Source organism: Pirellulales bacterium, from assembly GCA_035546535.1.
Lineage (GTDB): Bacteria > Planctomycetota > Planctomycetia > Pirellulales > JACPPG01 > JACPPG01.
The window spans coordinates 19,122-32,097 of record DASZWQ010000005.1 but is presented as its reverse complement, the minus strand read 5'-3'; the positions used below and the strand labels follow the sequence as shown (position 1 = coordinate 32,097).

The following is a 12,976-nucleotide window of genomic DNA, read 5'->3' as shown; positions in this document are numbered from 1 at the left end:
GAACTCAACGGGCTGCGACATCGCAGGGATGCGATGGCAAAATATCGACGTAAGTCGTTATTTTGCGAGTCGTGCGAAGCTTTGCTTCGCACTTGGCGAGGTTGAAAAAAGCCACGAGGGCTTTTTTCAACAGGCTGTTAGGGTCAGCCGACGGTTCTTGCCATGCCTTTTCGGCCATCGGCCGAAGAAGCATGCGGACCCGCAACTGCCGAACAACCGTCTGGACTCAGGTCCTATCGAGGCTCTTCGCCGTCAGTTGTCGCCATCGCTCTTTCGACAGTCGATACAGCACATGCCGGCACAGCGGATGGCCGGCGGCTACCAGCGGATGATCGAAATCGTCGCCGGCCGTGCGTGTCATGCCGATCCGTTCCATCACGCGGCGCGAGCGCTGATTGCCGACGGCCGTGAGCGACACGATCTCGTCAAGCGCGAGCCGATCGAACCCGAAGTCGAGGACAGCACGGGCTCCTTCGCTGGCATAGCCGTGGCCCCAATACTCGCGCGCCAGTCGCCAGCCAATTTCCACGCAGGGCGTAAACGCGACGGTAAAGCTCGGGATCATGAGCCCGACGAAGCCGGCAAACGGAGCGCTCCCCGGCAGCTCGACGGCCCACAGCCCAAAGCCGTGCTTTGCGAAATGCGCCTCGATGCGTTCGACGGTGGCGTCGCTGGCCGCGCGATCCAGCACGCTGGGAAAAAACTCCATCACGCGCGGATCGGCATTGAGCGTGGCGAACGGCTCACGATCGCTATCGCGCCACGCGCGCAACAACAGCCGCGGCGTGGTGAGCGTAGGATACTCGCGCATCGCGCTACTTCGGCGCCAGGATACAGGTGATGCGCCGCCCTTGTTGGCTGGGAGGCGATTCGACTTTGCCGATGTCTTCCAGGCTGGTCAGCACTTGCTTGATGACGCGCTGCCCTTCTTCGACGTGCGCCAACTCGCGACCGCGGAAGACGACCGAGACGATCACCTTATCCTTGTGGGCGAGAAACTCACGTGCCCGGTGAACCTTGACCTCGATATCGTGCTCGCCCGTTTTGGGACGAACGCGAATCTCTTTGATCTTACTGTGGTGCGCCTGGCTCTTGTGCTGCCGTTTCTTCTGCTGGTACTTGAACTTGCCGAAGTCCATGATCCGGCAGACAGGGGGGCGCTCGTTAGGAGCGACTTCCACCAGGTCCAGTCCCGCCTCGCGCGCCACTCCGAGCGCTTGTTCGGTGGGGATAATGCCTAGCTGCTCTCCTTCGGCCGAGATGACCCGCACAGGTGTAATGCGGATTTGTTCGTTCACGCGCTGTGACTTGTCGATCGCAGAATTCCTTCTTCAAGAAAATGAAACGTAATCGCCGCCAGGCAACCCCCACGGGGCGTCTGCAAATAGTATCTCGTACGTTGTGGCACAGCGTCAACTGTGGACGGCCGGTTATCCGCCCGGGCTGGACAGCCATCTTTGGGTGAGCAAACCCGTCGCAAGCCTCACCCGACGCCACCCCTAAAACTTAGCTCATTCCGAAGAATCAAGCAGGCCGGCGCATTCTCCGACGGCACGAGCCGCCCAGGTTCGACGCGCGCCTAGTATTCGTTCGATCCTCCCCGATCGCCCAGCCCGGCCGTGGTTTTGACGACCTGGCGGATCGTCCTCTCGGCCACTTCCTGGCGGAATTTATCGATGGCGGCGGCCAAAGGCATGGCCCCCAAATCGCCCGAGATCCGATCGCGGACCGATACCGTGCCTTCGGCCGCGTCCCGTTCACCGACCACGAGCATGTACGGAATCAGCTTCAGCTGGGCGTCGCGAATCTTGGCCCCCAGCTTCTCGGCGCGATAGTCGCCGGTGACCCGCAATCCGGCCTCGCGCAGCTTTTGCTCGGTGGCCCGCCCATACTCCTCGGCCTTTTGGGTTACGGTCACGACACGCACCTGCTCGGGCGCCAGCCACAGCGGAAAGGCCCCGGCAAAGTGCTCGATCAGCACGCCGATAAACCGTTCCATCGAACCCAACGGTGCGCGATGGATCATCACCGGACGATGCGGCTTGTTGTCCGGTCCGATGTACTCCAGTCCAAAGCGTTCCTCGCTCGGCAGGTTGTAGTCCAGTTGCACGGTGCCGAGTTGCCATTCGCGGCCGATGCAGTCGGTGACCACGAAATCGACTTTCGGACCGTAGAAAGCCGCTTCGCCCAGCTCGGGCGTGCAGCCGGGCAGATTCATATCGCGCGCCACGCGCTCGATCGCGGCTTCGGCTTTGGCCCAGCTTTCGGCCTTGCCCACGTACTTGTCGCTGGCCGGATCGCGGAAGCCGAGCCGCACGCGGTAATCCTCCAGTCCCAGGGTTTTCAGAACCATCTGCGCCATCTCGATGCACTGGCGGAATTCATCGCCGACCTGATCTTCGGTGCAGAAGATGTGCGCGTCGTCCTGCGTAAATCCACGGACGCGGGTCATGCCACCCAGCTCGCCCGATTTTTCATAGCGATATACGGTGCCGAATTCAGCCAGCCGCACCGGCAACTCGCGATAGCTACGCGGCTTCGACTTGTAGATCATGATGTGGTGCGGGCAGTTCATCGGCTTGAGCAGATAACGCTCGCCCTCTTCCATCTCGATCGGCTTGAACTGGCTGTCGGCGTAGTACGGATAATGGCCCGAGATCTGGTACAGCTCGACGCGGCCGATATTCGGCGTGTACACGGGGTCGTAGCCGCGCTTGATCAGCTCATCGCGGACGAAGGCCTCGAGCTGGCCGCGCACGATGGCGCCGCGTGGCAGCCAAAGGACAAGCCCCTGCCCGACCGTCGGATTCACGGTGAAGAGCTCGAGCGATTTGCCAAGGACGCGGTGGTCGCGACGCTTTGCTTCTTCGACCTGATTGAGATACGTTTCCAGCTCTTCCTTGCTGAACCAGGCAGTGCCGTACACGCGCTGCAATTGCTGGTTGTTCGAGTCCCCCTTCCAATACGCCCCGGCGACGCTCAAGAGCTTGAACGCGCCGATCGCGCCGGCACTGGGAATATGGCGGCCGCGGCACAGGTCGATGAATTCTCCCTGGCGGTAAAACGACAATTCGGCCTGATCGGCCAGCCCGGTCTCGATGTGCTCGACCTTGAGCGTCTGGGCCAGGTCGCGGCAGATTTTGATCGCCTCGGCGCGGGGCATCTCCAGCCGCTCGAACTCTTCGTCTTCCTTGATGATCTTGGCCATCTCGGCCTCGATCTTGGGGAAGTCCTCTTCGCTCAGCTTGTGCGGCAAGTCGAAGTCGTAGTAGAAGCCGTTCTCAATCGTCGGACCAAAGGCCAATTGCACGCCCTCGAATAGCCGCATCACGGCCCGGGCCATCACGTGCGCGCAGGAATGCCGCATGATGCGCAGCGCCTCGGGGTCTTTCCGCGTGAGCAGCTTGAGCGTCGTTTCACCCTCGGTGGGCAGAGGGGTGACGGTGTCGACCACCTGGCCATCGACCTCGGCGGCCAGCGTGGCTTTCGCCAGGCGTGGGCCGATCTCTTCCGCCACGTCGATCGGCCGGACCGGGCGTGAATATTCACGAACGCTGCCGTCGGGCAATTTGACCTTAAGCATGGATTTCTCACTTCGTCTGGCCCGCTGCGCAATCAGCAGCCCATGTCACGTGGCTGGTTGACGCTGCCGGTGCCTGGGCAGAAGGACTGCCCGATGCAGCAAGCGCCAGATATCGCCGCCGGGATTGCGAAAGAGGTCGCTGGCCAGCGCCGCGTTGAGGGGTGCGAAGGCAACGCGTGTCGGGACGTCCATACAAGAGACGCCGCGGGGGCGACCGCGCTGCCGATGACGCAAAGTATAGGGGGAGGCCGCTTCCGAGCAAGACAGATCAGCCGGCGCCATGGTTCGTGCCCGGCTGATTCAGGCCCAAACGCCGCGCGCGGCAGGGCTTTTCAATTGTGCATTAGCCACGTAAGCTAGTGGAACGCTTAGCCCTGTCTTTTTGACAGTGCCTAGGGGCGATTAGCTCAGTTGGTTAGAGCACTAGCTCGACAAGCTAGGGGTCACAAGTTCGAGTCTTGTATCGCCCACTACAAAATTCTGCTCAGAAAATCACTCGATTCGATGTCGAAACGACCGCCGTTTCCCATTTTCATGTCTTCGGGCCCCGCCTTTGCGGCATGAACACGGCGGAAACAATGGCTTCGGTTTCCTGCCGATGTCGGGCGGTGCGCTCGAAAAAACTCTTCGACATCGGTAGCCCGGCCGGGCGCGCTGGTGGGTGCGCCACTAGTCGGATTCGCAGCTCCCTATAGTTGCCGCCATCACGACGCGTCAGGCATGGAGCTTGCCTCAGCCGCCGGCTGAACAGTGCTCAGGGCTTCCTCCGCGGCAGACGCCAAGAACGACAGGCGACCCGCGATCCGGACCGCCAACAGGTTCAACTGATTGATGAGGGTCGCACCTGAGGAATAAACCGCCGCGATGTCTTCGGCGGCCGGCAGCTTTTCCAGCGCGTACTGAGCGACCGTGGCCTCCTGCACGGCATGGTCGAAGGGGTACGCTGTTTCACTGAAACGTTCGTAGAGGGCCGTTACTTGCTTGGCGACCCCTTCGACCTTGTCCGCCAGGGCGGTTCGCAGTTTCTTATTCGACTGATTTGCGGCGAGATTGTTGATCAAGATCGACAGGCATCCGGCGCCGTTGCGCAGCTGCAGGATTTCCGGCCACGCCCGATGCAGCGCTCGCGTGGCCGCGAGCACTTGATGCAGCTCGCGTTCGGACACCGAGAGATTCGGAAGCCGCCTGGCAATTCCTGGCACGCGAAGCATACCGATCGCGAGTGCCATGCGGCGCCTCGTCGCTTGCTCAAAAGGTTGAAGTTGTTCCGCGACCTCGTTCATCTCGTTGATGGCCCCATCGCGTCCGGATGCGGCTGCTTTCGCGTCCGAACGTTCGATTTGAAACTCCGCGGGCTTCACTTTCAGTCCACCGGCGATCAGCGACGCCGCCTGCTCAGCCAACATCCAGCGTGTGTCTGCGTCGTCATATCGCTGAAATCCCTCGCGGTATCCGGCGACGGTCCGATCGGCGGTGGCTCGCGCTTCCTCCAGCTCGAGTGCGGCGGCTTGCAGGTTGCTGGGGGCCGGCGCCGATGCGGCCGCGACGGCAAAAGGACGCAGCAAGTTGAACGTATTGGCGAAAAACCGTTCCCGCGCGCTCGCCTCGTCGCGCTCGGCATTTTGACGAGTCAGGGCTTCCGCAGCCGGCAGCATGCGAGTGGAGTGAAAGGCCTCGCCCAGCGATTCTTGATAGAACGACGCGCTGACTTCGCGCGCGAGCGATGGAAAGGATTCGAACAGCACCGTCGCCGGTCCATCCAGGCGGAACGCCCCCTCGGCCTTTTCGGCCCGGGCGCTGGCGATGCGGTCCGTGTCGCAGGGATGCGTGTCAGACCAGTGCGTTTTTCGGTCGGCCGCGGTCTTACGAAGTTCATCGGCGGCGCTTGGCGGCAGCCGTCGCACGTTGTCCAGCAGCACGTCGCAGATGTTGTCCGCCAATTGTCCGTCGGCCAACAAGCGTTGTGTGTCGGCCAGCGCCCCCTGCCACGCCACGTTGAGAACTTGCACGCGTTCGAGCGTCGCGGCGAACATGTCGCTTCCCGCGACCCGCGCTTCGCAGCGATCGGCATCGAATTCCATTTCGCGGAGCATGAAGCAGCTCACCGCGTGACCGGCGCACATCAAGGCCCACAATATGCGGCGCGTCGACCAGATGCATAACTGCGTCATCCAAAAGACGGCCTGCAGCTCGCGAATCGGCATCCTGTTGCCCCAACTGACCAATCGCTCGTCCCATGCGTCTCGTTCGTAGACAACGCGGGCAAACCATGCATTTACCGAGCGAATCACGTAGGTCAGCCGCATGCCGCTGCCCTGGGCAAAATGGCCGAATTCATGGGCCAGCACGCCGGTAAGCTGTCGCAGCGTCAACCCCGCCACGAGAGGCGCACCGATCGTCAAAACCAGCTGATTGGAAATCATGCCCATCCAGCCGGCGCGGAAGCTGGCCGAGGCATTGACCAGCCCATCAAGACGAATCTCGCTGGGCGCAGGCGCGCCGACGACATCGCAAAGTCGGCCGACGAAATCGAAGAGGACCGGATCGTCGGCCCTTTCCAAGCGGCGTGAAGCCGGGCTCTTGGGTCGCGCGGCCAGCAGCGGCTTCAGCATGAAGATGATGAGAATCGCACCGGCGATGAGTGGTCCGAGGTAGCCGACGAGGAATAGCGTGGCTTGTCTACGCCCGCCCGTCCGTTGGTTGTCGGCCAGCAGGTACGGTCCCCAGTGCGTGGCGTGCATGCAGACCAGATAGATAACCGCAACAACCAGCCCGACGTAAATGATCGGCAGCAATGTCATGGCGAGCGCCACGAGCACGATTCCCAGGCGGTACAGCTTCGACGTTTCCGGTGGCTGTATGTCGCCCGAGAAAGCTGCGACCAGTTTTGCGCCCAGCTGGGCCGGCCGCAGCCGGCACTTGGGACATTCGATCGCCTCGTAAGCCGTGCCTGGCGCAACTTCATATTCATGCGAACATCGACGGCACAGTGCGGATTTCGACATAATGAGTCTCTACTTACAGGTGTCGCTACCTGCGGTGTGAGGTTTGTCGATCTCACTCTCGTTTCCCTGTGCGACACGTCCGACTTACACGGCGGACAATTCGAGTGACACGGCGGCATTACGTAGCATCTCTCTACGTTCGGCCCAGCAAGATTGGTAGCCGTCGCAAGCGCGGATTTTCCGCTGCCGAGGCGCGGATGTCCAGAATGACATCGGCCTGGTTGCAGAATTCGGCCCGACCGGCGTGGCCCGGTTGCCATTCAACCGTTCCACATCCCCCTTGGCCAGTCGCGGCAAGAGGGAACTGTCGTCGAGTCAGGCACTCAAGAAAGCGGTTTCTCTAAAAGAACCCGCCCCCCCAGAAGCCGATCGAGGTGCCGGGGCCAAAGGGGCCATCGTTGCCGGCGTTCGGGAAGTAGTCACGCGCGGCGGTGAACTTGTTTCCCTTCGTGGCGTTGATGGCACCGTCCGACTCGCGCCCCAGATCCTGGTTGAGAATTTGCTGTTGCGCGGCGATCTGCGTCTGGTTGTGCGCGATTTGTTGCTGCCGATTGTCGTTGAACGCCTGCTGCATTTGCGCGGTGGCGTCCCGCTTGGCGGCGAAACCGGCCAGTTGCTGGCTGATCTGCCCGGCCGGCGCCGTGAGTACGTCGGGCAACTTCTGGCGAACCTTGCGCGCGTAAGCCGGCGAAGCGACCGCGAGCGTCTGCGCCAGGTACGCCGCGGCTTCCTGCGCTTGATCGCTATTGAGCACTTTCAGCTTGGCTTGCATGTCGTTTTCGAACCACTGTAGCTGCGCGGGCGTCATGCGGCTGATACCGACCTCGAGCCGAGCCCTGGTTTGCTTGACCTGCTGCGCGTCGTACAACGTCTGGCTCGATAGCCAGCTCTCGAAATCCGCGATCGTCTGTTGCCACGCCCGGCTGTGCAGGATCTGCTCGCGCTCCGGGGAATCGACCGCCGGGGGTGGCGGAGTCTTGGCCGCTGGCGCCGGCGCCGCCTGAGGCGCTTTCGCTGAGCCGGCAGGCGGCCTGGGCGCAGCCGGCGCCTTGGCCTTGGGGGGCGTCTGCGCATGCACAGGCACCACAGTCCCGGCAGCCAAACATGCCAGGCACAGCGCGCCCAGCGCGATGCGCACGGCCCTTTGCAATTGTGTTGACACGTATAGTTCCTTAGCGATTGTCCGCTGTTCGATGAATCATTTCTGAGGTTGCTTGCGGGTAATCCGCAAACGCAGTTCGGCGCCCGCCTGTCCTGCCACGTCGTCGTCGATCGATTCCCAGAGGGCGGTGTTATCGTCGACGCGGCTGTAGATCTTGGTGGAGGCGGTGCGCTTGCCGTTGGGATGAGATTCGACCGACCTCACGATCCAACCGTCTCCTTCGTTCACCCATTGCCCTTCGTTGAATCCACCGCGCGAATCGAACATGAAGGAGCGGATCTTCTGCTGGCTCGGGTCCCAGCCGATCACTTGCGTGGCGGAGAAGGGCTCGCCCACGACCGGCTTCATTTTCAGTTGTGTCACGATGTAGCTTTCGTCCTTGCCCCAACTGCAGGAAATCTCGGCCGTTGCGTGCGGCCCCTCGGCGACCCATTCACCAATCATCCAGCCCAGATCGTCGATGGCGTCGGAGCTGTCCTCGAGGTGCATGGGCGTTTCGCGTACGCCGTCGATCAGCCAATGACCGTCGCGCTTTACCCACACGGTCGTGTACCGCCCTTGCGGCGCGGGGCCCGCTAGTGCGCCGATGCGCTCGAAGCTTCCGTCCTCAATGGCGACGTCCGGCGTCACCAGCCGAATGCCCAGGGTCTCGGTTTTCGGAGCCAGGTGCGCGATGTGCATCCCCTCTTGGGCAAGCTTCTTGGCTTGGGTGAGGCCGGCGTGAATCTTGTACACGCGCCCCAACTGGTCGACGTAATCGGCCTCGGGCGTCCAGAACGAGACAATCGCGTCGACGTCCTGTTGATCGAGCGCCTGCCGATAAGCGGCCACGGCGCCACGCACCGCCTGTTCCGCTTCGGTGCGGCCGGCGGTGGGCTGCGTCTCAGCCGCCAAGGCGGTCGATGCCACGACTGCCAGCATTGCGAGCGCGAAGAAACATGGAAAACAACGCATCACTCCCCCCGAGAGTCGCCAGAATGGACGGTGGAATTGGCATTTCATTCTACGTCGCGTCGCCCGGCCGGTCAGCGCGGTCGCCCGGCCGCCTTAGGGTCCGAAGGCTCGAAAAGGCATCATCCGGGGTCAGCCGCACAGAATGTGACGATTAGCGTGGCGCTCCCGCCACGGCACCTGGCCGGCCGCTTTAGTAGACGCCAGGTTCGCAACCGTCTCGGATCGAGAACATGGTCCCCCTCGTCAGCGAGACGCCTGCCAAAGTTGAGCGATTCCGCACCTCTGTTGATCATTAGCTGCACACTTTGACAGTCGCCAGCAGTGATACGACATTACCGAGCGCTGGCATGATTAACCGCCTTTCTCATTTACTCTTAGGCGATTTCGTGCTGCTCGGCTGCGTTTCGGCGCACAAATTGCTATATCGGCCGCAACTGATCATTGATTCACTGAACCAATTTCGACCATCACTTTGGGTCCGGTTAGCACTAGGAGGAAGCCATGTTGGTCCTGAGCAGGAAGCCCGGAGAGAAGGTCCTGATCGCTGACGAGATCACGGTTTCGGTCCTGAGCGTGCAGGGAAATCGAGTTCGGCTGGGTATCGAGGCGCCGGGCGAGTACCGAGTGCTACGCGCCGAATTGACCCAGTGGGGCGAAACGACCAAGGACCGAGGCGTCTTGCAAGAAGTGCAACCCGTCGCAGCAGCCTGCGTCGGTTGTGGCATTTGAGCCGTTAGTCGCGGCGGACGGCACTTTGCTCGAACGCACTGGACGAGTCAAGGCCCGGCAGCGCGCTAGCGAATTACCGCGTTATGGGATGCCCATGTTATTTATTGAATGACCGATGACAAGAACATCCGCTTCGTGATGAGTTGTGGCTCAAGCCCTCGCTCGGAGAAGTTATTGTTCGTCAGCACGTCCCCTGAAGTGATCGTGAACGTCATTTGATTGCTGCCGTTCACGCCGACTCCGGTTCCAGGAGTCGAGATGCCCATCACGTAACCCGTGGGAGCTATCTGGGTCACGGTGTATGTCCCCGGTGGGACCGCCGGGAAGCTGAACGAGCCGTCGGCGGCCGACGTGGTGCTGAACTGTTCGGCCTGTCCCGTCACCGCATTTCCCGTGATGGTGATCGTTGCCCCGGCCAAAGCGTGCTCACCGGTTTCGTGGATACCGTCGTTGTTGGTATCCACATAGACCGAACCCGAGAAGCTTCCGTTCGTCAGTATCGTACCGAGCGCCTGTCCCGCGGTCGTGCTGATCGTGGAAGCAGTGTTTCCCGTCTGCTCGGATAAGGCGACCAGGAATTGGGCGCTGGGCGTGACGTTGGCGTCGGGCAGGATCGGTACTGAAATGGTGGCCGTGGTCTGCATCGGCTGGAACGTGACGGTCCCTTGCGTCGCGGGCGGGGTGTAGTCGACGCCAGCCTTGGCCGTCCCCGGTGTGATCGTATAGTTCACCGTCACCGGGTCCGTGCTGGGCGCTGACAAGCTCACCGTAAACTGCATGTTCTGGCCCGTCGTGGTGGGCTCAGGCAGCGATGCGTTCTGAATCGACACTACCGGTTTCGGGATTTGGCCGACGTTGATCGTTCCCGTTGCCGAGCCGGCTACATCCGATACAACCGCGCCGGCCGAGACGCTGAGGATTTGAATGTGAAAGGTCTTGTTTATCGACCCGGCCAACTCAGCGGCAATCGGAATCTTGATCGTACCAACCGACTGCCCGGCGGGAATCACCAGCGGCTGACCGAGTGGATTGGCGGCCGTGGTATCGACAGCCAGGTAGTCCACACCGGAGGTGGCAATGCTGCTGCCGCCGATGGCGTTATCAGTACCCGTACTAAACACGCGGTACTGAATCGTGAGGTCCTGGGTGGTCTGTGTCGGTGCCCCCTGTTGATTTAACAAGGTTACGGCGAAATTCATCGTCGACGGTGCCGATTGAGTTGGCGAGTCGGTAGCATTGCTGAGAATGCCGACCGACGGCACGGACGTAATGGTTCCCTCGGCCGACGTATCCGCCAGAGATACGTGCGACGTGTCACTGCTATCCAGGCTGATGTTCACGTGAAAGGTCTTGTCGGCGAAACCTGTGGTGGTTTGCGCGGCAATCGGAATCTGGATCGTGGTGTCGGTCGTGCCGGCGGGGATGGTGAGCTTTTGATTCGTTTGCGTTGTGTAGTCCGTCCCGGCCACGGCCGTGTCGCCCGACAGGATGGCCGTGCTGTAATCGAGCACGACGGGTTGGCTCGACGGTCCGTTGAGGTGAATGGGGAACGAAATCACACCAGCGGTCGAATTGCCCTGGACCGTGGCATCGCCGATCGACAAGCTCGGCGCCGGCGAAGTGATCGATCCCTGAGCAGACGTGTTTGTTAGTTGCACGCCCGCATTGGGGTCATCGAGGCTGACGTTCAGGTGAAAGGTCTTCGCGGCGCCAAATGGCGTGGTCTGGGCGGCAATCGGAATCTGGATCGCGGTGTCAGTCGTGCCAGCCGGGATCGTCAGCTTTTGATCCGTCTGCGCCGTGAAGTCGGTGCTCGCGGCCGTGTCGCCCGATAGGATGGCCGTGCTGTAATCGAGGACCAGGGATTGATTCAAAGCGCCGCTGAGATGGATCGGAAACGAGATCGTTCCGGCGGCCGTGCCACCTTGAGCTGTTGCGTCGGCAACCGACACGGTAGGCGCTGGCGAAGTGATCGACCCCTGAACCGAGGTTTGATTCAGATGCGCGCCCGACGTGTCACTGCTGTCCAAGCTGACGTTGACGTGGAAGGTTTTGTTGCCAGAGAACGAGGAGGATTGCGCGGAAATCGGAATCGAAATCGTGCCCGTGGTGTCGCCGGGCTGAATCGTCAACGTTTGATTCGTTTCCTGCGTGTAGTCGGTGCCCGCCACGGCCGTATCACCGCTGTCGCTCGACGTGCTGTAGTCGAGCACCACCGGCACATCGGACGTGCCCGAAAGGGTGACCGGGAACGACATCGTGGTGGCCGCCGCCCCGCTTTGTGCGCTGCCCGCGCCGATCGTCACATTCGGCGGGGTGAAATTGATCGTGCCCGTGCCTTGGCCCGCGGTCGGGTCGAAGGTCACCAGGCCCGTCGGCGAAACGTCGACGCTGGTGATTTTGACGTTGAACGAGCGCGCCGAGTGGGAATTCGTATCGGCGGCAATGTTGATGCTGAACGTCTGCGATTGCTGGTTGGCCGCAAGCTGGACCGTGCCGTCGGTCACGCCCGTGTAATCCGTGCCGGCCTTGGCGTTGCCGTCGACCGTGGCGTAGTGGATCGTGACTGGCACGTCGACCGCGCCGCTGAGCGAGGCCGTGAATTGAATCGTCGTGGCCGTGGCGCCGGCGGTGGCCGAACCACCGGTCAACGTGGCACTGACCGGATTCAGAATCTCGGTCGAAACGCTCCCCTGGCCGATTTGCGACGCCGGGGCGGCCGAGGCGTCGGCGCCCACGAGAACGCTATTACTGTCCGTCGGGTCAATTTGCGGAATGACGGTGCTGATCGTCGTCGTGTTGCCCACGCCCGTGGCCGCCTCGGCCGTCATCTGGATCCGGTCCAGCAACTGTGGGCCGGCACCGGGGGGAGTGATGACAGGGCCGCCGTTGAGATTCGTGGGCACCGAACCGTTCACGCTGCTGATCAAGTTCGGGCTGGTCGACGCGTTGTAAGAGCCGTGCGGGGAATTTGTGGGGCTGGGATAGACTGTATTGTTCGGAGTGACCACCGGGTTGCCGGAGGGGGTCATCAGAGTCGAATCGAACGATACATCCGTCAGCGCACTGTCGACGCCGGGATTGGAGACGTTGCGCGTGTCGTCGATAAAGACGTCGACAAAGAACACTTCGCCGACGACCAGTGGCCCCGTGATCGGATTGTCGTTGGCATCCGTCAATACCAGGCTGTAGTTGATCGGCGTCGTCGGGTTGGCATTCGCGGTCGCGGTCTGGGCAGCCACGGCGGCTGAGGAATTCGTGCCACCGGTCGAGGCTATCGCCAGGGGAACGCTCGTTATAACGTCCGACGTGACAAGCGCGCGCAGTTCCAGAGTCTCGAACGTCAGACGCATCGGCCGAGGGCTGCGACCACGAGAGTTGGCTTTGCAGTTGCGACGGCCTAAATAGCGAAACACGCTCATCGGTGGCAGGGCCTCTCGTCTAGGAATTGCATTAGGGCGCCGGTCGGCCTTGTTACCGCAACGGTCGCCGGGTTCCCTGCGCCGAACGGCGCGTGTGGCCGGACGCTGCAACGACAGGCAT

Annotated in this window: 8 protein-coding genes and 1 tRNA gene; 2 read left to right on the top strand and 7 right to left on the bottom strand. The window is 61.8% G+C overall.

All coding sequences use genetic code 11. From position 1 onward, the window contains the following. Positions 1–226: 226 nt before the first annotated feature. From VHD36_00515 to thrS, 3 genes are all read right to left on the bottom strand, one after another. Positions 227–811, bottom strand: coding sequence for a GNAT family N-acetyltransferase (locus VHD36_00515; GenBank protein ID HVU85773.1), 585 nt, complete (start codon positions 809–811; stop codon positions 227–229). A gap of 4 nt (positions 812–815) precedes the next feature. Next, the gene (gene infC, locus VHD36_00510) at positions 816–1,298 is read right to left on the bottom strand and encodes a translation initiation factor IF-3 (GenBank protein ID HVU85772.1); all 483 of its coding nucleotides are present in this window, start codon (positions 1,296–1,298) and stop codon (positions 816–818) included. A 281-nt stretch (positions 1,299–1,579) separates the two neighbouring features. Beyond that, a complete protein-coding gene (gene thrS, locus VHD36_00505) occupies positions 1,580–3,583 on the bottom strand; it encodes a threonine--tRNA ligase (protein ID HVU85771.1) in 2,004 nt (667 codons plus the stop codon). A 396-nt stretch (positions 3,584–3,979) separates the two neighbouring features. On the opposite strand from thrS, the gene VHD36_00500 reads away from it, so the two are divergent. Next, positions 3,980–4,053, top strand: a tRNA-Val gene (locus tag VHD36_00500). A gap of 234 nt (positions 4,054–4,287) precedes the next feature. Here VHD36_00500 and VHD36_00495 read toward each other — a convergent pair. The 3 genes from VHD36_00495 to VHD36_00485 form a co-directional block, all read right to left on the bottom strand. Then, on the bottom strand, positions 4,288–6,588 hold the full coding sequence (locus VHD36_00495) for a M48 family metallopeptidase (protein HVU85770.1): 2,301 nt from the start codon (positions 6,586–6,588) through the stop codon (positions 4,288–4,290). A 340-nt stretch (positions 6,589–6,928) separates the two neighbouring features. Next, entirely contained in the window at positions 6,929–7,750 is an 822-nt protein-coding gene (locus VHD36_00490) for a hypothetical protein (protein HVU85769.1), read from the bottom strand. Positions 7,751–7,786: 36 nt separating this feature from the next. Then, positions 7,787–8,659, bottom strand: coding sequence for a nuclear transport factor 2 family protein (locus VHD36_00485; GenBank protein HVU85768.1), 873 nt, complete (start codon positions 8,657–8,659; stop codon positions 7,787–7,789). A gap of 546 nt (positions 8,660–9,205) precedes the next feature. On the opposite strand from VHD36_00485, the gene VHD36_00480 reads away from it, so the two are divergent. Beyond that, positions 9,206–9,433, top strand: coding sequence for a carbon storage regulator (locus tag VHD36_00480; protein HVU85767.1), 228 nt, complete (start codon positions 9,206–9,208; stop codon positions 9,431–9,433). A 101-nt stretch (positions 9,434–9,534) separates the two neighbouring features. On the opposite strand, the gene VHD36_00475 is transcribed toward VHD36_00480, so the two are convergent. Continuing rightward, entirely contained in the window at positions 9,535–12,786 is a 3,252-nt protein-coding gene (locus tag VHD36_00475; protein ID HVU85766.1) for a Calx-beta domain-containing protein, read from the bottom strand. Positions 12,787–12,976: the final 190 nt, after the last annotated feature.

Coding starts and splice junctions, on each gene's coding strand:
- VHD36_00495 (HVU85770.1), bottom strand. CDS start 6,588: ATGTCGAAATCCGCACTGTGCCGTCGATGTTCGCATGAATATGAAGTT.
- thrS (HVU85771.1), bottom strand. CDS start 3,583: ATGCTTAAGGTCAAATTGCCCGACGGCAGCGTTCGTGAATATTCACGC.
- VHD36_00480 (HVU85767.1), top strand. CDS start 9,206: ATGTTGGTCCTGAGCAGGAAGCCCGGAGAGAAGGTCCTGATCGCTGAC.
- VHD36_00475 (HVU85766.1), bottom strand. CDS start 12,786: ATGCGTCTGACGTTCGAGACTCTGGAACTGCGCGCGCTTGTCACGTCG.
- VHD36_00515 (HVU85773.1), bottom strand. CDS start 811: ATGCGCGAGTATCCTACGCTCACCACGCCGCGGCTGTTGTTGCGCGCG.